Annotated in this window: 19 protein-coding genes, 1 tRNA gene and 2 rRNA genes (1 of these 22 only partly in view); 10 read left to right on the top strand and 12 right to left on the bottom strand. The window is 57.8% G+C overall.

Going from position 1 to position 21,950, the window contains the following annotated elements; genetic code table 11:
• Window position 1: 1 nt before the first annotated feature.
• Both PXH66_RS00325 and PXH66_RS00320 read left to right on the top strand, forming a co-directional pair.
• A complete protein-coding gene (locus tag PXH66_RS00325) occupies window positions 2-790 on the top strand; it encodes a fumarylacetoacetate hydrolase family protein (RefSeq protein WP_330929240.1) in 789 nt (262 codons plus the stop codon).
• Window positions 791-1,156: 366 nt separating this feature from the next.
• The gene (locus PXH66_RS00320) at window positions 1,157-1,669 is read left to right on the top strand and encodes a hypothetical protein (protein ID WP_330929239.1); all 513 of its coding nucleotides are present in this window, start codon (window positions 1,157-1,159) and stop codon (window positions 1,667-1,669) included.
• A 46-nt stretch (window positions 1,670-1,715) separates the two neighbouring features.
• Here PXH66_RS00320 and PXH66_RS00315 read toward each other — a convergent pair whose 3' ends face one another.
• Complete coding sequence (locus PXH66_RS00315) at window positions 1,716-2,369, bottom strand: HAD family hydrolase (protein WP_330932188.1); 654 nt, start codon at window positions 2,367-2,369, stop codon at window positions 1,716-1,718.
• A gap of 86 nt (window positions 2,370-2,455) precedes the next feature.
• On the opposite strand from PXH66_RS00315, the gene PXH66_RS00310 reads away from it, so the two are divergent.
• The 5 genes from PXH66_RS00310 (at window position 2,456) to PXH66_RS00290 (ending at window position 6,549) form a co-directional block, all read left to right on the top strand.
• Window positions 2,456-3,583, top strand: coding sequence for an MlaE family ABC transporter permease (locus PXH66_RS00310; RefSeq protein ID WP_330927648.1), 1,128 nt, complete (start codon window positions 2,456-2,458; stop codon window positions 3,581-3,583).
• Complete coding sequence (locus tag PXH66_RS00305; protein WP_330927647.1) at window positions 3,580-4,365, top strand: ABC transporter ATP-binding protein; 786 nt, start codon at window positions 3,580-3,582, stop codon at window positions 4,363-4,365. The genes PXH66_RS00310 and PXH66_RS00305 overlap by 4 nt, the downstream gene beginning before the upstream one ends.
• A gap of 71 nt (window positions 4,366-4,436) precedes the next feature.
• Window positions 4,437-5,441, top strand: coding sequence for an MlaD family protein (locus tag PXH66_RS00300; protein WP_330927646.1), 1,005 nt, complete (start codon window positions 4,437-4,439; stop codon window positions 5,439-5,441).
• Window positions 5,442-5,489: 48 nt separating this feature from the next.
• Complete coding sequence (locus PXH66_RS00295) at window positions 5,490-6,092, top strand: PqiC family protein (RefSeq protein ID WP_330927645.1); 603 nt, start codon at window positions 5,490-5,492, stop codon at window positions 6,090-6,092.
• 58 nt (window positions 6,093-6,150) lie between these two features.
• A complete protein-coding gene (locus PXH66_RS00290; protein ID WP_330927644.1) occupies window positions 6,151-6,549 on the top strand; it encodes a VOC family protein in 399 nt (132 codons plus the stop codon).
• A 1-nt stretch (window position 6,550) separates the two neighbouring features.
• On the opposite strand, the gene asd is transcribed toward PXH66_RS00290, so the two are convergent.
• From asd to PXH66_RS00270, 4 genes are all read right to left on the bottom strand, one after another.
• Window positions 6,551-7,456: an archaetidylserine decarboxylase gene (gene asd / locus PXH66_RS00285; protein WP_330927643.1), complete on the bottom strand. Its 906-nt coding sequence runs from the start codon at window positions 7,454-7,456 to the stop codon at window positions 6,551-6,553.
• Between the two features lie 61 nt (window positions 7,457-7,517).
• The gene (locus PXH66_RS00280) at window positions 7,518-9,224 is read right to left on the bottom strand and encodes a sigma-54-dependent transcriptional regulator (protein WP_330927642.1); all 1,707 of its coding nucleotides are present in this window, start codon (window positions 9,222-9,224) and stop codon (window positions 7,518-7,520) included.
• Between the two features lie 68 nt (window positions 9,225-9,292).
• Entirely contained in the window at window positions 9,293-9,805 is a 513-nt protein-coding gene (locus tag PXH66_RS00275) for a DUF4388 domain-containing protein (protein WP_330927641.1), read from the bottom strand.
• A 223-nt stretch (window positions 9,806-10,028) separates the two neighbouring features.
• A complete protein-coding gene (locus tag PXH66_RS00270; RefSeq protein ID WP_330927640.1) occupies window positions 10,029-10,466 on the bottom strand; it encodes an energy transducer TonB in 438 nt (145 codons plus the stop codon).
• Window positions 10,467-10,668: 202 nt separating this feature from the next.
• On the opposite strand from PXH66_RS00270, the gene PXH66_RS00265 reads away from it, so the two are divergent.
• On the top strand, window positions 10,669-12,024 hold the full coding sequence (locus PXH66_RS00265; RefSeq protein WP_330927639.1) for a M16 family metallopeptidase: 1,356 nt from the start codon (window positions 10,669-10,671) through the stop codon (window positions 12,022-12,024).
• Between the two features lie 26 nt (window positions 12,025-12,050).
• Window positions 12,051-13,388 (top strand): M16 family metallopeptidase, encoded by a 1,338-nt coding sequence (locus tag PXH66_RS00260; protein ID WP_330927638.1) that lies wholly within the window; start codon window positions 12,051-12,053, stop codon window positions 13,386-13,388.
• Between the two features lie 15 nt (window positions 13,389-13,403).
• On the opposite strand, the gene PXH66_RS00255 is transcribed toward PXH66_RS00260, so the two are convergent.
• The 4 genes from PXH66_RS00255 to PXH66_RS00240 all read right to left on the bottom strand — a co-directional run bounded on the left by PXH66_RS00255 (window position 13,404) and on the right by PXH66_RS00240 (window position 16,989).
• A complete protein-coding gene (locus PXH66_RS00255; RefSeq protein WP_330927637.1) occupies window positions 13,404-13,598 on the bottom strand; it encodes a SlyX family protein in 195 nt (64 codons plus the stop codon).
• Between the two features lie 34 nt (window positions 13,599-13,632).
• The gene (locus PXH66_RS00250; protein WP_330927636.1) at window positions 13,633-14,271 is read right to left on the bottom strand and encodes a response regulator; all 639 of its coding nucleotides are present in this window, start codon (window positions 14,269-14,271) and stop codon (window positions 13,633-13,635) included.
• Window positions 14,272-14,383: 112 nt separating this feature from the next.
• Complete coding sequence (locus PXH66_RS00245) at window positions 14,384-16,546, bottom strand: thioredoxin domain-containing protein (protein WP_330927635.1); 2,163 nt, start codon at window positions 16,544-16,546, stop codon at window positions 14,384-14,386.
• A 131-nt stretch (window positions 16,547-16,677) separates the two neighbouring features.
• The gene (locus tag PXH66_RS00240; protein ID WP_330927634.1) at window positions 16,678-16,989 is read right to left on the bottom strand and encodes a hypothetical protein; all 312 of its coding nucleotides are present in this window, start codon (window positions 16,987-16,989) and stop codon (window positions 16,678-16,680) included.
• 39 nt (window positions 16,990-17,028) lie between these two features.
• On the opposite strand from PXH66_RS00240, the gene PXH66_RS00235 reads away from it, so the two are divergent.
• Window positions 17,029-18,621: an NAD(P)/FAD-dependent oxidoreductase gene (locus PXH66_RS00235; RefSeq protein ID WP_330927633.1), complete on the top strand. Its 1,593-nt coding sequence runs from the start codon at window positions 17,029-17,031 to the stop codon at window positions 18,619-18,621.
• Between the two features lie 90 nt (window positions 18,622-18,711).
• On the opposite strand, the gene rrf is transcribed toward PXH66_RS00235, so the two are convergent.
• The 3 genes from rrf to PXH66_RS00220 form a co-directional block, all read right to left on the bottom strand.
• Window positions 18,712-18,827 (bottom strand): 5S ribosomal RNA (gene rrf / locus PXH66_RS00230).
• A gap of 101 nt (window positions 18,828-18,928) precedes the next feature.
• Window positions 18,929-21,780: ribosomal RNA gene (locus PXH66_RS00225) — 23S ribosomal RNA — on the bottom strand.
• 144 nt (window positions 21,781-21,924) lie between these two features.
• Window positions 21,925-21,950: transfer RNA gene (locus PXH66_RS00220), tRNA-Ile, on the bottom strand (it continues 51 nt past the right edge of the window).

Raw genomic sequence — 21,950 nt, 5'->3', positions numbered from 1 at the left:
CATGCGCTTCATTCGACATCTCACCTCCACGGGCCCGGCCTGGGCCGCCCTCACTCCCGATGGCGCGACTCGCGCGGTGAAGGGCGACTTGTTGGGCGAGTATCATGTGACCGAAACGCCGGTCACTCCGACGAAGGTTTTGGCGCCGATTGCCCCGACCAACATCATCGGCATCGGGCTCAACTACCGCAAACACGCGGAGGAAGGCGGCAAAGCCGTGCCGGAGCGTCCCATGTGGTTCATGAAGACCACCGGCTCGCTGCAGCATCCCGGTGACCCCATCCAGTTGCCCAGTTGCACGGAAAACACCGACTACGAAGGCGAGCTCGTCATCGTCATCGGCCGCGACGCGCGAAACGTTTCACCGGAAGACGCCATCGACCATGTGCTCGGCTACACCATCGCCATCGATGTCTCGGCGCGGGACTGGCAGTTCAAACTCGGCGGTGGTCAGTTCAACCACGGCAAGAGCTTCGACACATTCTGCCCGTTGGGTCCGATGCTGGTCACGCCGGACGAACTCACCGATCCCGACAACCTGCGCCTCGTGACTCGCATAAACGGTGAAGTGCGGCAGGATTCCACCACCGCCGACATGGTGTTCGACGTGCGCACGCTGGTTTCGTTTCTGAGCACCGATCGCACCCTGCCCGCCGGCACCATCATATTGACCGGCACGCCGTCCGGCGTGGGCTACGCCCGGAAACCTCCGGTTTGGCTCCAGGACGGCGACACCGTGGAAGTGGAAATCCAAGGTATCGGCACCCTGAGTAATCCAGTGCAAGGCTAAGTTTTTCCCGAGTTTTTCACGGATACTAACAGCGCAAATGCCACGCATTTGTGACATCATTCCGCCGTTATTCGGGTAATAATATCACGCAATATCTTTGTTTTAAATCACTTATAACCCATAAGTATTTCGAATACTGGGGAAGCGCGTAACGCAACGCCAATCCGCTGACAACTTATTCACATCACATTATGTCTGCTGCGGGGCAGCAGCGGCCGTGATGACTGCGGCAAAATGTTCCGTCATTCCAGTCGATGCCGGGCAGGTATAATTTTCTCAAATTACGTTTATTAAAGCGGTCTGAATCCACCCGAAACCGCTCGATTTCGGCAACTCCCGCGGCAGGCACGCGTCTCATAGTTTACTATGAAAACTCCTTACCTCCGCCTTTTCACCACCGTGGTGTTTTCCATCCTTCTCTCCTCCGTCGCATCGGCCAAGAGCACCGAAATGCCGCGGCTGCAGGTGACGGTCGAGACCCCGACGGTGTTTGATATCATGAATGAGAGCGACATCGCCGATGCCTTGGTCGCCCAGCTGCAGGAATCATTTCGTCGTGGTGGCTTTGAAGGTCGTATCACGCACGTCGACCGCCTGGACAAAGTGTCAGACCGCATCCCGCTGCTGACCGTGCGCCTTTCCGATTGGGAACGTCGTCGTTCCGGTTTCGTCGAATGCCGCTTCACCGCCAAAGTGACCACGGTTGATGGCCAGTCGATCAACCTCGGCAGCTTCAACGGCCACGCCACAACCTGGAATCGCTCGGATCGATTCACGCTTTCCCAAGCGTTTGAAGACGCCGCCGCCGATGCCATGCGCGAACTCTACCGGGACTATCGGAAACTCGACACCGCCACGGCCGACACCAACGCCAAGTAACGGCGTTGCCACCGAAGCCGGCGCCGGCGATCGCCGCAAAACCGCCCTACCCGCTCGATTCGAGTGCCCACGCCGCCGCGACCGACGCCAAGTCGGCCACCACGTGGGTGGCCCCTGCCTCACGCAATTGCGCTTCCGTGTGCGTGCCGGTCGTTACGCCCACGAAGGCCATGCCGGCCTGCTGAGCCGCCGCGACGTCAAACGGTGAGTCGCCGACCAAGCAAGTATCCGCCGCCGCCGCGTCCAATCGTGCGAGCGTCCAAGCCGCGAAGCGGGGTTCGGGCTTGAGCCAGTCGGTATCCCCGGCTCCGACGACATCGGCCAGCAACGGTTCGACCCCGAGGTGCGCGCAAATACGTCGGGCCGATGGTCCGTGTTTGTTGGTGAAGACGGCGGCCTGCACGCCGGTCCGCTGCAACGCCTGCAAGATCTCCGTCGCCCCCGGCATGAGTTCGACGCCCTCCAGCATCGTCTCGTCCCAGTATGGACGGTAAATGGCGAGCGCCTCGTCGACCCGCTCTGGCGGCACGAATTTACCCATCGCTCGCGGCAGCCCGCCACCGATGGCTCGTTTTACTTCCTCGTAGGAAGGCGCTGGATAGCCGAGCTGCGGCAGGGTGTGCACGTAGCAACGATGAATCGCGGGCAGATGCTCGATCAACGTGCCATCGAGGTCAAAAAGGACGGTGCGGAAACGCATGGAATGATACGGTCGCCCGGACGCCATGATCGCCGCAAGAAATTAGGTTTTGCGACCGACGATCCGACGACCGATGGTTTGCGCCCATGTCCTCCCCGCTCGACCAACCTGCCCCCACCGCCAGGCTCGACGTATCGGCGGACAACTTGCGGGTGCAGTTGGGAGGTGATTGGCGCATCACCGTCTCCGCGCCGCGCTGGGACGAGTTGGTGAAAGACACCAAACCCGCCCGGGTGGATTTTGAAACGAGCGACCTGCAAGGTTGGGACAGTTCGCTGGTGCTTTTCATCTGGGCCGCCAGCAACTGGTGCCGGGTCCACGGCGTTTATTGCAACCAGGCCGATCTGCCCGCGGCCCTGGGCGAACTGGTGGGACGTCTGGAAGACCGCACCTGCCATCCGATCCCCACCGGACGCCCGCCCGATTTTCTCTCGGCGGTCGGCAACGCGACCATCGATCTGTGGGAGAAGGCGAAGCAGTATTCCAATTTCGTCGGCGAGTGCGTGATCAGCAGCGGCTACCTTGCGCGGCATCCGCAGAAATTTCGCTGGCGCGATTGTATCGCCGAAATGCAGCGCTGCGGTGCGATGGCCCTGCCCATCACCGGTTTGATCGCGTTTTTGGTGGGTGTGATCCTCGCCTATTCCGGCGCGGTGATTTTGCGCCAGTTCGGCGGCGACATCTGGGTGGCGGATCTGGTCGGCGTGACCATGACGCGCGAAATGGGTGCCATGATGACCGCCATTGTCGTGGCCGGCCGCACCGGTGCCTCCTTTGCCGCCGAGATCGGCAACATGCGGGCCAACGAAGAGGTTGATGCCCTCGTGACGCTCGGTATCCGGCCCGTGGATTTTTTGGTGATTCCCCGGATCGTGGCCCTCGGCGTCATGATGCCCCTGCTCGCCGTCTACGCCAATTCACTCGGTATCTTCGGCGGCATGATGATTGCGTGGGGCCTGCTCGACATCCCGCCCACCGCCTACTGGGTCGAGCTGTTGACCATCGTCGACACGTCGGACCTGATGACCGGTATCATCAAAGCGGCTACATTTGGCGCCATCATCGGTCTGGCCGGTTGCCTGCGGGGCCTCCAAGCCGATCGCAGCGCCTCGGGCGTCGGCCAAGCCGCCACGTCGGCCGTGGTCACGGCCATCCTGCTCATCATCGTTTCCGACGCGGTTTACGCGGTCGTCTTCAACATCCTCGGCTGGTGAACACATCCCCCGCTCAAGATCACGCTTTGCCCGCCATTGTCGCCGAGGACCTGGCGGTGGGCTACGACGGCGTGCCCCTCATGGAGCACCTCGATTTCAGCATCGCGAAAGGCGAAGTGTTTTTCGTGATCGGGGGCTCGGGGTGCGGGAAAAGCACCCTTCTGCGCCACCTGATCGGGCTGCAACAACCCATCGCGGGAGACGTGCGCATCTTCGGCGAATCCTTCGTGAAAGCCGACTCCGAGCGCCGTCGCCAATTTCTCAAAACCTTCGGCGTGTTGTATCAAAGCAGTGCGCTGTGGTCGTCGCTCACACTCGCGGAGAATATCACCCTGCCGCTGGAGGAATATACCGACCTCAACAAACGCGAACGCGCTCAACTCGCCCGCCTCAAACTCGCCCAAGTGGGATTGACCGGCTACGCCGATTACTATCCCGCCGAAATCAGCGGCGGCATGAAAAAACGGGCCGGTCTCGCCCGCGCTCTCTCGCTCGACCCGGACATCGTGTTCTTCGACGAACCCTCGGCGGGACTCGATCCCATCACCTCGCGTGAAATGGACGAACTGATCCTCCAGGTGCGCGATACCTACGGCACCACCTGTGTGATCGTGTCGCACGAACTGGCTTCGATTTTCGCCATCGGCGACCGGGTGATCCTTTTGGACAAACAGGCTCGCAGCATCATTGCCACCGGTCCTCCCAAGGAACTGGCCTCCACGAGTCGCGACCCTCGCGTGCTCGAATTCCTCCATCGCGGCGACGTGATCAAACCGGCGTAAATCGAACAACCGCCACCCGTTCTCCCCTCCGCGCTCGTAATCGTGATCGATAACCACCTCACTCCCTCCTCATGAAGACCAAGGTCAGCCCCACGGTAGTCGGCTTCTTTGTCATCGGCGCGATGATCATCGGCATGATCGGGCTCTTCTCGTTTGGCAGCCTCAACTTTCTGCGCAAGCCGCAGCGTTTCATGGTGTATTTTGACGAGTCGGTTTCGGGCTTGGATGAAGGCTCGCCGGTAAAACTCCGCGGGGTGCGCGTGGGTCGTGTGTCCCAGGTCAGTCTCACCTACAACAACGCCACGCAAAAATCGGTGGTCGCCGTGCTCTGCGATCTCAATCGCGCCGTGCTCACCGACCTCAACGGCGAGCTCATTGATGTGTCCGACCGGGCCGAAATCGAAAAACTCATCGAAGACGGCCTCCGTGCCCAACTCGGGGTGATCGGCCTCGCCACCGGCCTGCTCTACGTCGAACTCGATTTCAAAGACCCGCTGGAATACCCCGTGCCCCGCCGACATCTCGTGCCGGTGGAGCACGCCGTGGTGCCGGCGGTGCCTTCGACCATTTCAGAGTTTCAAAATACCTTCACCGAGATCCTCGCCAACGTGAAGGACATCGACTTTTCCGCCATGGCCCGCGAACTCCAGGGCCTGCTGGCCGACAGTCGCAAGCAGATCAAATCGATTGATCTCGCCGCTCTGGGCCAGGAGTGGACCGCCACGGCGAAGTCGATTCGCACCCTCACGGACAATCCGGCGATCCCTTCCGCCCTCGCCAATCTCGACGGTGCGCTGGGCGAACTGCGTTCCACGCTGCAACGTGTCGATGGAGCGGTCGACCCGACCGTGACCGAACTCGCCGAGACGTTGCAGCAAGCCCGCACCAGTCTCGCCGCGTTGGATGCGGTTGCGGCCACCACCAATCAATTCATCTCCGCCCAGAGCGGCATCGGCGCCGAAGCCGCCGCCGCCCTGCGACAACTCGGCGAGGCTTCCCGAGCCATCGCCCAACTCGCCGACTTCCTCGAACGTAATCCCAGCGCCTTGCTCACGGGTCGAGCGAAGGACAAATAACGCCCCGTGCCCGCCGTCCCGTCCGGCCACCTCCCCCCGATTTTCCCGATGAACCTGCGCGTCCGTCTTCAACTCTGTCTCGCCGCCGTCTCGCTCCTGCTCACCACCGGGTGCAACGTCATTCCCGCCGCCAAACCCGACCCCACCCGCTTCTTCGTGTTGGAAGATGGGGCTTCGACCGCGGCCTCCAGCTCCGCGCCCGCGGGTGTCGCCATCGGGCTGCTCCCGATCGAGGTGCCGGCCTACCTGCTCGACAGCCGCGCCATCGCGGTCATGACGGCGAACCACGAAATCACTTACCGCACCTTCGACCGTTGGGCCGAGCCGCTCGACGAAGGAGTGACCCGCGTATTGCGCGGAGCTCTCGTGCAAAGCGACAAAATCAACCGGGTGGTCATGCCGCCATTCCCGCTGAACCTGACCCGGGACTACGAACTGAGCATCAGCGTGCTGGAATGCACCGGGGTGAAGAACGGTCCGATCCGCTTCTCCATCGCCTACACGCTCACGCGGCCCAGTGGCGAGCTCCAGCAACAGGGCAAGTTCATCGCGCCGGCGACCTCCTGGACCGGCGATTCCGGCGACCTCGTCGCGCAACTCAGCGCCGCCGTCGCCGCCGCGGCCGAAGCCATCGCGGCGGAGCTACCGTAGATCCAACCGGAGCCCAGGCGAACGCTCGCCAGCCATAACGATTCGCCGCCCCGTCCCAATGCGTCCCCATCTGATCGTGCCGATGCTGGTTTGCCGCGATCCCGGGGCGGAGATCGCATTCTGCCAGCGCGCCTTTGGCGCGTCCGAACTGTCCCGCCGCGAGACCGAGGACGGCCGTGTAGTGCATGCGACCCTACAGATCAACGGATCGCTGATCATGGTGCATGATGTGTCGCAACATCTGGCGAGCGACGCTCCGACACCGGACGGCAGTTCGCCCGTGGTGATCTACCTCTACGGAGAGACCGTGGACCCCGTAATCGAAACAGCCATCGCCGCCGGAGCCCGCGTAGTGCTGCCGGCCGCCGATCAGTTTTGGGGCGACCGTGTGGGCCGTGTCGTGGACCCCGAAGGTCACGTCTGGAACATCGCCGCGCGGATCGAGGACGGCACCTGACTCAACCCGTCGTCGCCCGACCCAACACATCGCCCATTCTCGCGTAGACTTCGCGCTGTTGAGCCCCCTGGGTTTTCAAGTCCTCGGCCAGTTCGATCCGACCGGCTTGAAAAACGGTGATCACACATGAGCCACCGAATTTGAAAAGCCCCTTTTCCTCGCCTTTCGCGTTAACGCGATCCGGCACGTAAAGTTGCCGAATCGTGCCCACACACGTGGCCCCGACTTCGAACATGGCCACCTGTCCGAAGCGCTCGGAATCGAGCAACGTGCGCATGCGTTTGTTTTGCACGAGGTATTTCACGTTGCGGCGCAACGCGATCGGGTTGACCGAGTAGAGCGCTCCCTTGATCAAAGTCGTATGGTCGGGCGTGCCCGCGACCGGGAAGTGGAAACGGTGATAATCCACCGGACAAAGCCGGGAAATGACCATGGTGCCCCCGGCGAAAGGTGCGGCCAGCTCCGCACTCCCAAACAACTCCGCGAGCGTGAACTTGGATCCCTTGACGTAGAAACCTTCGGCCGCATCCACATCGGCAAACGCCAGGTGGCGGCCATCGGCGGGCAGCACGGCGACATCATCGCCGGCGGCGATCGGGCGGGCGGCGGGTTTGAGGGCACGCGCGAAAAACTCGTTGAACGTCTTGTATTCCCACGCCTGTTTCCCGAATTCGTCGGCATCGAGATCGTAGTCGACGACAAATGGCAGCACCTTGTTGCCACTGTATTTGCGGTTCATGCGGTGACCGTAATACCACGAGAAAAACCACCGTTTCAGCAGCACCGCCGTGGTGGCCCGCCCCAGCCCGGACTCGTAGGCCCAGCGCAACCAGCGCTCACCATAAATCTGCTCGGTCTCAAGCTGCTGCGTGTAACGATTGAAATACTGGACGGGCGTGGAGGCCATGGGCGGGAAAGAAGGGAAATCTCGGTCGGGCGGTCACCACCGAGGCGACATCCGAGGAAAATTAGTGCGAGCGGCTGGCTTGCCGTTCGTCGAGCAGGCGAGTGAGCAATGTGTCAAATCGATCGGCTTCATCGATCTTCTCGTTGATTTCGTGAAAGGGCTCGCATTCGTCCGGGTCGGGAAAGGCCTCGAGCAAGGCGAGGATCGCCCCCGGACAAAGGCGACGAAGTTGGCGCCCAAGCTCGCTGGGCGTAAACACGTCGAGCGGCGGTGCGACCAGCACCACGTCGACGGAGTCCGGAGCCATGAGAATGTGGGAAATGGCCGCGAGACCATCGGCCACGGCGGTGACACTCCGGTTGGGCCTTACGGCCATCGCCGCCGCCGACGTGCGCCAGAGTTCATCGTGTGAGATAATCAACACGCGCTCGGACTGCGAAATTTCGGCCGGCGCCGTTTCTTGAGCGGCCCCCAGCATGGGCACAAGTTTGTGGGTCCGGTCGTCCAGAAACGCCCGCAGATTTCGTTCCGGAACGCCGAGTGCCGCCGAGGCGCGGGCGAGATTCGAAGTCGTGCGAATGACGCGATCAATGTGCAGTTCCGCGGCGCGCTCGATGTGCGACTGCAGCGAAGGCCAACGAGCCGCCGCCACCGCCTCGGGCAATTCCTGCAGCGTCAATTTCGGTTCGGAAAGTCGCGATGCGACGTGATCCGCGATCTGGTGCACTTCCGTGTAATTACGGGGCCATGTGTAGGCGGATAATGCTTCGCGAGCAACGGGATCCAACTCGGGGCGCACCTTACTGGGATAGCCCGCACTGGCAGTGATCGCATCGAGGAGAATCTCCGGCACATCAGCCCCCAAATCCATGACCGGCGGAATTCGCATCGAAAAAAGCGACAGTCGGAAATAAAGGCTTTCGTCCAACTTGCCCTCAGCTTGGAGCAAATCGGGATCGGTGTGCGTCGTTGCCACCACGCGGATGTCTTTCACCTCGCGGATCAAGTCCGCCAGTTTGAGTTGGTCATCGAGCGACAAGGCTTCGATTTGCAGAAACACCAACATGCCACCGGCAAAAGGCTGTAACCATGCCTGCGGGTGCCGCCCCCAGGCCTCAATGGCTTCGGCCGCATCGTCAGCTCCGAAATCAACGATCTTCAGCGGACCGGCCGCACGGTGAGAGTGTCGGTGCAACAGGCGGAGAATATCCGCGTTAAACACGCCCTCCCCGGCTTCAACCAACACGCGATTGCGAACCTTGGCCAAACGCGCGAGGCGGAATCGAGTATCGCGCAAACGCGTCCCCGGCAGGTAGGGGCGCAAAGCCTCCTCCAAGCCCTCCACCGTAACTTCACGCACAGGCGCCCGCACGGCAGTCGTCTCAATGGGCGCACTGGAACCGGACTTCGGCTCATTGACGGTCTTTTCGAGCACCTTCTTGAGTTGCTCGATCCGCAGAGGCTTGGAGAGAAATTGCACCGAACCGAGCTTCAAGGCCCGCATTTGGACGTCGGGGTCGCGCGAGGCGGAAAAAATTACCACCGCAATCTCCGGGTGCTCCTTGCGCACGATTTCCAACAGCTTGAGCCCGTCCATCGGCGCCATGAGCACATCGGAAATGATCATCTTGGGCGGGTTCCGGGCCACCACTTCCAACGCAGATTCACCATCGGTCGCCAGATCGACCTCGTGGCCCAAACTTTCCGCCAACGTGGACATGAGCTGTCCCGTCGCGCGATCATCTTCAACAATCAGTATCTTGGCCATGGCTTAGGAGTGGGATAAAGACGACCAGACAGGAACAAGCGACAGGATCGCGATTATCGGCGAGGTCTTCATTCTTCCACAAATTCTTCAGAAAGCTGCATCAACAAGGCGGCGCTGTCTGCGGGCAACGACTGAAAAGCGGCCCGCATCGTGCCGGGGAGAAATTGGTAACGCCCGCCCGGCATGGTCAACACGTGCCGCAAGGCCGGCATCCCCGGCGGCTCATCGGCCGCCTGCGCGTCCACCAGCACTCCGTCGGACACTGTCACAGCGGCCGTCATGCCATTGGCCGACTCGAGCAACAATTCCCCGGTCTTGCCGGTGAGATGAAGCACCCGGAGGAGCTCGACCAAGACAATCGGCGTGAAGGATCCCACCAGCCGCACTGATTCTTGATTGTGCGGGTTCTGTTTCGTCTCCGCGGCGCGTTCGCGCAGCTTGTCCGCCTCCTTGTCCCAACCGAGTTGATCGTATTTGTCCGCCAGTCGCTCCATATCCTCCGCCGTGGGACGCGTGGCGATCCGCTGCTCGAGCTCGCTCAGCTCCCAGAGATCGTCGAGGTTTTCAGTGGAATCATTCATGGCCGATGCGAAACGGAATCAGAAATTTATAAAATTAGTAGAGGGCCAAACCACAACTCATGAACCGGTAGCTCGTTGCACAAGATGCGGCGCCGACTACCAGAGATGATCCATCCGCCAGATGATCACAAGAGTAAGCGTCAAAAAGCCCGCCGATCGGTCACGAAAGGCGGGCTGGTAAAAACGACGTCATGACGACCGCAAGGCGGTCGCGACGCGGCAATTAGCGGGAATCTGCTTCCCAGGCCGCGATCTGCGGCATGACGAATTCGAATGGCACGAGCACGCGCGTGGAAATTTTCTGCCCCTTCGCTTCAGCCGGTTTGAAGGTCCATTGACGGGCTGCCTCCACCGCCTGGTTGGCAAAGGCCGGGGCGGTCGCTCGAACCGCATTCGCTTCGACCACACGACCAGTCGAATCAATCAGCATTTCGACCGTCACGAGGCCTTGGATACCCTTTTCCCGCAGCTCGCGGGGATAAACTGGGGCGACTCGAGTCTCAATGACGGGCGCTTGATCCATGCCTTTGATGTGAGCCACCTTGGACACGCCGCCGTCGCGGGCTTCAGGGGAACGGGCCGTGGCTTGATCCGCCGCTACAAGGGAGGAACCAGAAAGCGCGATGGCGATCGCGCAGGAAATCACGAGTTTGGTTTTCATGGGACAAATGGGGGTTAAAGGCTCATAGGGTGCCGGCTGCACCGCTGTGTGACGTTATTGTTACACCGTAACGTTTACGTCACATAAACCAAGGAGAGTTTTGTTACGTTTTGGGGGTCTAAATCAGGGAAATTTCGCCCGCGCGCAGGGTTTCGAACCATCGAGCTGGCGCTACTTCGCGGTTTCACCCAAATACCTTCCCATGATAACCCGTTTAACGACGATGGCATCGCTGTTCGCGACCGTCATCATGGCCGAAGTCCCGCAAGACATCCCGGGATTCCACTACGATCGCACCGTCGGTGACATCTCCGCCTATACCTTGGAAAAAAATGACCTCAAGGTGCTGCTCTTGCCGGAGCATACCTCGCCGGTCGTCACCGTGATGGTGACCTACTTGGTGGGTTCCCGCAATGAGGTGACCGGAACGACGGGAGCCACCCACCTGCTCGAGCATCTGATGTTCAAGGGATCCAGCAAATTCAATCAAGAGAATGGCAATGGCTACGACCAGACCCTCGATCCCTTGGGCGCTCAAAACAACGCCACCACCTGGCTCGACCGCACCAACTACTACGTCAATTCGCCCAACGATCACCTCCCGACGATCATCGCCCTGGAAGCGGATCGGGTGCGGGGCCTGCTGCTGCGCGAGTCCGACCGCCAACCCGAAATGACGGTGGTGCGCAATGAGTTCGAGCGCGGCGAAAACAGCCCGTTCAGCGTATTGCTGGATCAAGTCGGTTCGGCCGCATTCATTGCCCACCCCTATCACCACTCCACCATCGGTTGGCGCAGCGACATCGAAAACGTGCCGATCGAAAAGCTCCGCGAGTTCTACGATACCTTCTATTGGCCCAACAACGCCACCGTGTCGGTGATCGGCGACTTCGAGCCCGCGCAGGCTTTGGCGCTCATTCGCGAACACTTCGGGGTCCTGCCGCACTCTCCTCACGCCATTCCGGAAGTTTACACCGAAGAGCCCAAACAGGACGGTCCTCGCCGCCTCATCGTCAAACGCGCCGGACAACTCGGGTTGATTGACATCGCCCACAAAATTCCGCCGGGCACACATGCCGACTATCCGGCCGTAACGGTGCTCAGTCGTATTCTATCGTCGGGTAAAGGGAGCCGCCTCTATCGCGCCTTGACCGACCAAGGCCTGTCGACCGGCACCAACGCGTTCCCGTTCTACAATCGGGACATGACGCTGCATCACACCCTCATCCCGCTCGCCCCCGGGATCGAACACCAGACCGCCGAAGACGCGGCGTTGGCCGAAATCGAAAAAATCAAATCCGACGGCGTGACCGCCGCCGAGGTTTCCTCCGCCGTGAGTCAGATACTGGCAGAATCCGCCTTCTCCCGCGACGGCTCGTTTGCCGTCGCCGGCGTGCTCAACGAGCACATCGCCGTCGGCGATTGGGCCGCCTATTATACCCTGGATGAAAAAACTCAGGCCGTGACCCCGGCCGATGTGCAACGCGTGGCCCAACTGTATTTCATCGAGGACAGCAGCACGACCGGCTGGTTCGTGCCTCAGCTCCCGACCGAGTAACTCGTGCAACCTAAGATCCTTTCGCTATGAAAACTCGTTCCCTTCTCGCACTCGCCCTGACCGTCGTCGTCTGCGCCATCCACGTCACTGCTCAGATCGCGCCCCGGGTGGTTCAGTCCTCCGTCAACCAAATCAATCTGTATGTTCTCCCCACCGGGGTGCGCGATGTTGTCACCATCGCCGGTAGCCTGCCGGCCGGCGACGCCGCCGCGCGTCGCGGGAATGTTGCGATCGCAACACTCGTGGGCGAGATGCTCGACCAAGGCACCACCCGACAAGACAAGTTCACCATTGCCGATCAGTTGGAATCCGTCGGCGCGGAGCTGAGTTTTTCGGTCGGCAATGACACCCTCAACATCTCCGGACGTTGTCTTAAAAAAGACCTGCCCGTCGTGCTCAGTCTGCTCTTCGAACAGCTCCGCGAACCGGCCTTCAACGCCGAGGATCTCGAGCGCGTCAAAACCCGTTTGATCGGCGGATTGCAACGCTCCCTCGAGAGCACCAGCGCCATCGCCAATGAAGCCTTCAATAACGCCATCTACCCGGTCGACCACCCCAACTATCAGACGCCCGTCAAGGCATTCATCGCGGCGGTGGGTCAGGCTACGCTGGACGAGCTGAAGACTTTTCATGCCAGCCACTACGGTCCCGACGGATTACAGTTGGTGCTCGTCGGAGATGTTGCAGCCGACCAAGTCGAAACCACCATCCGCACCGCCACGACAGGATGGACGGGCGGCAGTGCGATCATCAAAACCGATGTCGCCGCCACCGAACTCACCGATCGTGGCACCGTTGTGAATGTCAACGTCGCCGACAAAACCAGCGTGAACATCGCGTGGGGCCAAGCGTCCGGCCTGCACTACACCGACGAGGACAGCTTGGCGCTCGACGTCGGCACGGCCATCCTCGGCCAAGGGTTCACTGGTCGTTTGCTCGCCAAGATTCGAGACCAGGAAGGCCTCACTTACGGCATCGGCGCCAACGCCACCAACGACACCTACAACGACGGCGAATGGTATATCAAAGGCACGTTCGCGCCCGAGTTGCTTGAGCAAGGCATCGCGTCGACCCGTCGCGAACTGGAAGCATGGTATAACGACGGGGTCACGGCGAAGGAACTGGCCGAACGGAAGACAAACCTTATCGGCACATTCAAACTGCAACTCGCCACCACCGGTGGCTTGGCCCAGTCAATATTGCGGGCCGTGCAGCGAGGCGATACTCTGGAGTCCCTCGATACCTATCCCGACCGCATCGAGGCGCTTACGCTTCAGGAAGTAAATCGCGCCATCAAACGGCATCTCAATCCCGCTGACATGGTGCTGGTGCGCGCCGGCACATTGCCGGGGGCGAGCAACTGATCGAACCAGTGCCGGTTAATAGTGAGGGGGCCGCTCGTTCGGATCGAGCGGTGCCTCCCGCCCGGCCATGCGCTCCCGCAGGGCGGCGAGTTCATCACTCAGTTTTTTCAAGGCATCGCCTTGCTGCAGCATCACTTTGTCTTGTTCCAATACGTGACGCTCAAGCCAAGCCATCCGCTCTTCCAATCGGGCTACTCCGTCGTTTTGCATGCTGTGATAACTGAGATGCGACCTTGCGATCGCATCAAACTTTCTCCGCGTCACTCTTCGACATCGAACGGGCTTCCTCCGCATCAGCTTCACGCTGAGCCGCCGCTTCGGCTTTCAGTTTATTCAGTTCCGGCACCACGACCGATTGATAACAATCCGGACAAACCGAATGGCTGAAATCGGTCCCCGTCCGCGTGTTGATGTAGCTCTCGATCTGCGTCCAGTAATTCGAATCCTCGCGAACTTTTTTGCAGTAGGAACATATCGGCAAAAATGCCTCCAACGTCCGCACCTGGGTAGCGAATTGCAGGATACGTTCCGCCACGCGCAGCCGCATCCAAAGCTCATTCACATCGAGCGGCTTGCTTAAAAAATCATCCACGCCGGCGTCGGCGGCTTCACGTTCGTTCTCGGTCGAGGCCGTGCGACTCGTCAGCAGAATAAAATAAACGTAGTCCTCCGCAGGCCGATCGCGCACCCGACGACAAAACTCCAATCCGTCCATCTGCGGCATGATCCAATCACACACAATCACCCGCACTTTTTCCCGCTCCAACGCATCCAGCCCCGCTTCACCATCCTCCGCCTCGATGACTTCATGGCCAAGTTTCTTCAAAGCCTGCCGCAACACGCGACGGGCAACCGGATCATCTTCGACGGCGAGGATTTGCAAGGTGTGAATTCAGTTGTGCCACATAGTATCGGCGGCAGCAACGCAGCTAACTGGCATTCGAGGCCCGACGTCAACTCCCGGCCGATGCTCCCCGCCGAAATCTCGACCACACTTAATCCAACAAACCGACCAGTTCTGCCGCCGTGGAAACCGGGGTTTCACATTGAAAACCACGGCAAACTTGGGCGCTCGGTTCCCGTCCCCGTCCGACGACTCCGACCAGCTCCGGAACCCGCTGCACCAACCAATCATCGCCGTCGATATCAGCCACCGCGATGACCACCCGTCGCTTGGTTCCGGCATTGCGCGCAACCTGCGCGAGTTCTTCCCAACGCGGCTTGCGAACGTCACCACTCAGCACGATCTGATACGGACTGCCCAACGCCCACTCCATCGCACTCAGTAGCGCGGGCAACGCCCATGGCGTCTTCGACCACACCGGCCGCAACGCCTGAACCACGCGAAGGCCCCGCTCGCGGTAAGACTCATCGCGCAACATCGCGCCCAACCGGAACAGATTTGACGCCGCCAGAGAATTGGCCGACGGCTCGGCTCCGTCCTGATCATCCTTCAAGCGCAACACGACCGATTTATCCGCGGCGTTTGCTTGGAAATATCCTCCCCCGGCATCGTCCCAAAAGTGGACATTCAGCGAGATCTGCAGCTCGTCCGCCCAACGCAACCACGCCGAATCGAACGTGGCCTCATACAAATCAAGCAGTCCCGAGATCATCGCGGCGTAATCTTCCGCGAACCCCACCGGCGATTGGCGGCCGTCGCGCCAACAGCGCACCAGCGTCTGCGTCGCTTGGTCCCACATTTCACTTTTCACAAAAGCGGCCGCCGCCACCGCCGCCTCGCGGTATCGATTGCACTGATCGACCCATGCAATCGCATCAACGCATGATGCCCGGGCGAGCGCGCCGATCATTAACCCGTTCCAAGCGGAAACGGTTTTCTCATCCCGAAGCGGCCGTGGTCGACGCTCACGTTGGGTTTTCAATTTGACCAAATTTCGCGACAAAGACTCGGCCACTTCGCTCGGACTACGGCTTAATTTTTCCGCGACTTCCCCGAGCGATTTTTGCTGCTTCAAAACATTGAATCCGCGGAGCTCCTGCTGGTGATCCCTTTGGCCCGGCACATTGCCCGAGACTTCGACGCCGTAGAGGTCAGCGATCCACTCCGCATCACCACCCCAAAGCATATTCAGCTCATCGACTGACCAAACATAAAAGGCTCCTTCCTGCCGCAGCGTCTCGCCTTCGCTGGTGGCCCGAACCGAATCGGCGTCTTCCGCCGCAAAAAACCCGCCTGCCCCATGCCGAAGTCGCTCGAGCACGTATTCAAATATACCGCGAGCCGTCCAACCTAGGCGCTCATCTCCCGAAACCACCAGCGCATCGAGTAAATTGACCGCAATCTGCGCCTGATCGTAGAGCATCTTTTCGAAGTGGGGCACACCCCAGCCTTCATCCACCGCATAACGATGAAATCCGCCACCAACGTGATCATGAATACCACCCATCGACATACCCATCAACGTCTTAACGACCATGTTCATCGCCTCCTGCCCCGAGGCTGAATCCAAGCCCTGAATCACCGCACAACGAGTAAGGAAAGTGAGATTGGCGGGGCGGGGAAACTTAGGAGCACCTCCGAAGCCACCAGACGCTGCATCGAAATTTTCGAACAAATAGGTGTAGCATTGCTCGTAAGCCTCCCCGGCCGGCTCCGTGAAATCAGGCAACGCATCCCCCAGCGGGGCCTCCTCATGATGGGAAATCAGTGATCGAACGACGCGCTCACTTTCCGCCACAACCTTTTCTCGATCCTCCGCCCAACCGCGAGCAATTGAGTCCAAAACTGTGCGGAACCCGGGCCGCCCCGCTTTTTCCTCGGGCGGAAAATACGTTCCACCAAAAAAAGGCTTCAACTCCGGCGTCAGCCAAACCGACAACGGCCAACCTCCATGTCCGGAAACCGCCTGAACGTAGGACATATAGATCCGATCAACTTCCGGGCGCTCCTCTCGATCGAGTTTGATTGAAACAAAATTCGCATTCAATTGAGCGGCCACCGCGCTGTTTGAAAACGACTCGCGCGCCATGACGTGGCACCAATGACAGGCCGAATAGCCGATGCTCAGAAATATCGGTTTCCCGGAACTTTGCGCATATTCGAACGCCTCCGCGCCCCATTCAAACCAATCAACTTCATTTTCCGCATGTTGTTGTAGGTAGGGAGAGAGAGATCGAGACAGTCTGTTGGCCACATTAACTTAAGACGCCATTCGCGCGGAAGAAGCAAAGGCCAACCCCACAAAACGATGGATATTAGATGCTCCCCGAGGTCGAAATTGATGGAGACCCGTATTCTCCGGCGCCCCGTCGCTTGATTTCCGGTTCACGGAACAAGCGGGCCATTCCCTAAGACTCTCCGCTTTCGCCAAAAGCCCGCCACAGCATTTCCACCCTTTTCCCGCATTCTGGATTTTCCTGCAGCCATTGCTTCAGCAAAAACGGTCGCACCGCCGAGTCCGCTTCCATAAGTTCCCGAAACCAGAGTTCCTCTGGAGCGAAAGTTCTCGCCAAGTGTGGCCGGAAATTCATCGGAACGGTTGCTTGGAGATGAGCCATGGTTACTGAAACGCCTGACTTCGGCTGATTCTTTCAAAAATAACATTTCGGCCAGTTTCTCCGTTTGAATTCGTTTCACGACACGGAAAACAGAATCCACAAACTCAAATCTACTAAATTGCATACGACGACCCGTCAGGAACTTATCGATGTCATTCTGCCCTTGGCGAAGTCCGAGAACCGAGATGCTCAAACGGCAGCGATTGCACGCAAGTTGGGAATTTCACCAGCTCGCATCAAGGGCACGAAACTGCGCAAACACTCAATTGATGCCCGCAAGAAGGATATCAAAGTCTTGCTCCGATTCGAAGTCGCCATCGATGGACCACTAAAAGAGGAATCACTCCCCTCGCCTCATTACCCCGATGTCGCAGACGACGCACCGCGAGTAATTGTGGTCGGAGCCGGACCGGCAGGGCTATTCGCCGCCCTCCGGCTCATCGAGTCGGGCATCAAACCCATCGTGATTGAACGTGGAAAAGATGCCTCCAGTCGACGGTTCGACCTAGCTCCTATTCTGCGAAAAGGAACCATCGTGGAAGATTCGAACTACTGTTTCGGGGAAGGCGGCGCGGGAACATTTTCTGACGGTAAACTCTACACTAGAGCAACTAAGCGAGGACCCGTTGCTCAAATTTACGAAACATTCGTCGCACATGGTGCGCCTGACAGAATTCTTGTGGATTCACACCCACACATCGGATCGAACCTTTTGCCCAGCGTCGTCATGGCGATGCGGAAAAGCATCATCGCGGCCGGCGGTGAGGTAAGGTTTCAAACCAAAGTAACCGGACTTTTGTGTCGGGCGGACCGAATTATAGGAGTCACCGATTCCAACCAAACCGAAATTTTAGGTGAAGCCGTAGTTCTGGCCACCGGACACAGTGCCCGAGACATTTATCGATTGCTGCGCGATGAACAAATTGTGTTAGAACCCAAACCATTCGCGGTCGGAGTCAGAATCGAACACTCTCAAAGCTTCATTGATTCGCAACAATACCATTACCCGCGCAATCAAACTCGCGACGAGATGCTCCCCGCGGCGAGTTACCGCCTTGCCACCAAAATAAAAAATCGAGGCGTGCATTCATTTTGCATGTGCCCTGGTGGATTCATCGTTCCAGCAGCGACCGAAAATGACGAAGTTGTGGTAAATGGAATGAGTCTCTCACGACGAGACTCGCCCTTCGCCAATAGCGGGTTGGTGGTTACCGTAGAACCCGAAGATACCAATAGCTTTCAGGAGCTTCACGGTGTGCTCGCTGGTGTCGCTTATCAAAAAGCATTGGAAATTTCCGCTAAAGACTCTGGCGGAGGCGGACAAAAAGCTCCCGGACAACTTGTTAGGGATTTTCTAGAAAACAAATCATCTAACGAACTAATCCCAACCAGCTATTTTCCAGGTCTGACAGCTGCACGGATTGATAAGATCCTTCCCAATGCTATCACCTGGCGTCTGCAGCAAGGATTGAAAAAATTTGCTCAAAGCATGCCGGGATATGTCTCAGACGAATGCCAACTCATAGGATTTGAAACGCGCACGAGTTCACCAGTCCGAATCCCACGAAATAGTCAGACCCTTCAAAACGATCAACTTAAAGGATTATATCCGTGCGGAGAAGGAGCGGGATTTGCAGGCGGAATCGTAAGTGCTGCGATGGATGGCCTCAAATGTGCAGACGCAATTAAAGTATTTCTAGAAGCGAAATAAGACTTCGATCTTGAAAGCGGTATTTTAGCGAAGCTCCGAGTGCGAATACAAGAAGACCCGGACGCTGCTTTCGCAACATCCGGGTCAAAAACCTGGCGACAACTTACTCTCGCGGGACCTTACGTCCAACTACCATCAGCTGCTCGGGGCTTAACGGCCGTGTTCGGGATGGGAACGGGTGGAGCCCCCGGCATATGACCACCAGGAAGGGGAACCCAATCGATGATTGGGTAATTGTATCAGTTCAGATTAAATTAAATTTCTGTAAGTAGGTGAAATAAACGCCTAAGAACAACAAGCGCTATATTTGCATAAACCGGCAGGGTCATTAGTAGCACTACGCTGAACATGTTACCATGCTTACACTTGTGCCCTATCAACCGGGTGGTCTACCCGGACCCTGCACTGACCGAAGTCAGATTGAGACCTTATCTTGGGAACAGCTTGGCGCTTAGATGCTTTCAGCGCTTATCTTTTCCGAACTTAGCTACCCGGCGCTACCACTGACGTGATAACCGGAACACCAGAGGTTCGTCATTCTCGGTCCTCTCGTACTAGAGAATGAACCCCTCAAGTCTCAAACGCCCACAGCGGATAGAGGACCGAACTGTCTCACGACGTTCTGAACCCAGCTCGCGTACCACTTTAATCGGCGAACAGCCGAACCCTTGGGACCTTCTCCAGCCCCAGGATGTGATGAGCCGACATCGAGGTGCCAAACCGCGCCGTCGCTGTGAACGCTTGGGCGCGATCAGCCTGTTATCCCTAGCGTACCTTTTGTCCTATGAGCGATGGCGATTCCACATTCAACCACCGGATCACTTGATCCTGCTTTCGCAACTGCTCGACTTGTAGGTCTCACAGTAAAGCTCCCTTATACTCATGTGCTCTATAGCCCGATTACCGACCGGGCTGAGGGAACCTTCGAAATCCTCCGTTACTTTTTGGGAGGATACCGCCCCAGTAAAACTGACCTGCTATCACTGTCCCTCCTCCAGATAATGGAAAGAGGTTAGACGCCTAACCAACAAAGAGTGGTATTTCACATTGTGACTCCTCTTCACCCTGGAGTGAAGTATCAACGTCTCCCACCTATTCTACGCAATGAAAATCAAGCGACAATAACAGCTTACAGTAAAGGTGCATAGGGTCTTTCCGTCCTGCTGCGGGTAAGCGGCATCTTCACCGCTACTACAATTTCACCGAGCATCTCTCCGAGACAGTCGTCAACTCGTTACACGATTCGTGCGGGTCGGAACTTACCCGACAAGGAATTTCGCTACCTTAGGACCGTTATAGTTACGGCCGACATTCACGAGGGCTTAGACCCGAAGCTTGCACCTCAGGTTTTCACCTTTTCGCATTGGTCACGTGTCACTCCCTATACGTCGTCTTGCGACTTAGCAGAGAGCTGTGTTTTTGCTAAACAGTCGGTTGACGCTATTAACTGCGACCCTCCGAAGAGGGCACCCCTTATACCGAAGATACGGGGCTAATTTGCCGAGTTCCTTAGAGAGATTTAACTCGCGCGCCTTAGAATACTCATCCCGGATACCTGTGTCGGTTTGCGGTACGGGCGACCTGCATAGTAATCCTAGAGCTTTTCTTGTAACCTTGTTTCCCTACACCCACTCAGCCGTAGCTTTGCAGTGCCTTGTCATAACAGGTCTGTAGGGTCCCTCGATCAGCACTCTAGGGATAGTTGCAAGCCGGCGGAGGAATATTAACCTCCTGTGCATCGACTACTCCTTACGGCCTCGTCTTAGCTCCCGGCTAACCCTGGGCGGACGAACCTTCCCCAGGAAACCTTATCCTTACGGCGAGATGGAATTTAACCATCTTTATCGTTACTCATGTCTGCATTCTCACTTCCAAGCGCTCCAGAATCGGTTGCCCCTTCTCCTTCGCTGCACTTGGAACGCTTTCCTACTACTCCAGATCTAAAGATCTGAAATCCACGATTTCGGTATATGGCTTAAGTCCCGATCATTTTCGGCGCAATTTCACTCGATGGGTCAGCTATTACGCACTGTTTAAATGGTGGCTGCCTCTAAGCCAACATCCCCATTGTCTAAGTAAAATCACATCCTTTACCACTGAGCCATATTTAGGGACCTTAATCGATGGTCTGGGTTGTTTCCCTCTCGACAATGGACGTTAGCACCCACTGTCTGACTGCCGAGCTTCACCCTGTGGCATTCGGAGTTTGATAAAGTTCAGTACCCCGGTAGGGGCCCTAGCTTATTCAGTGCTCTACCTCCACAGGTCAGCGCTCGACGCTATACCTCAATATATTTCGGAAAGAACCAGCTATCAGGGGGTTTGATTAGTCTTTCGCTCCTAACCACAACTCATCCGAGCATTTCTCAAGATACACCGGTTCGGTCCTCCACGTTATTTTACTAACGCTTCAACCTGGTCATGGTTAGATCACCTCCCCTTCGGGTCTAATGCCAGCAACTGAACGCCCTATTCAGACTCGCTTTCGCTGCGCCTCCACCGCTGAGCGGCTTAGGCTTGCTACGGACATTAACTCGCAGACTCATTATACAAAAGGCAGGCAGTCACTCCACAAGGGAGCTCCTACTGATTTGTTAGCCATCGGTTTCAGTTACTATTTCACTCCCCTAACAGGGGTGCTTTTCACCTTTCCCTCGCGGTACTAGTTCACTGTCGGTCGTCATATTGTATTTAGCCTTACGCCGTGGTCGGCGCAGATTCACACCGGGTTTCACGTGTCCGGTGCTACTCAGGATACCACTAGGTCGGCGCGGGCTTTCGATTACGGGACTGTCACCCTCTTTGGTCACTCTTTCCAGAGTGTTCTTCTAGCCGTTGCTCCCCATGTTGTGGTCCTACAACCCCAAAAGGATAAATCCTTCTGGTTTGGGCTGTTCCGCTTTCGCTCGCCGCTACTTACGGAATCGATTCTCTTTCTGTTCCTACGGTTACTGAGATGTTTCACTTCACCGCGTGTCGCTCTACCCAGCCTATATATTCAGCTGGGAGTAATGCCGCATTACCGGCATTGGGTTTCCCCATTCGGAAATCTCCGGATCAAAGCGTGCGTGCCGCTCCCCGAAGCTTATCGCAGCTTGCTGCGTCCTTCATCGCCATATGACGCCAAGGCATCCACCAATGGCTGTAACTGGTTTATGCAAACGCTCGTTATTCTAGGCGTTTATCTTACCCACTTACACATATTTAATTTAAATTATATTTGGATATATAATCCTGAACTGTCAAAGAACAAAAATTGTTCATCTTCAATGCCTTCCGTCCAACCGTATGGTCACATAACCATGGTGGGCCCAGATGGATTTGAACCA

Source organism: Synoicihabitans lomoniglobus (genome assembly GCF_029023725.1).
In the GTDB taxonomy this organism is placed as follows: domain Bacteria; phylum Verrucomicrobiota; class Verrucomicrobiia; order Opitutales; family Opitutaceae; genus Actomonas; species Actomonas lomonigloba.
This window is presented reverse-complemented; position numbering and strand designations above follow the sequence as displayed.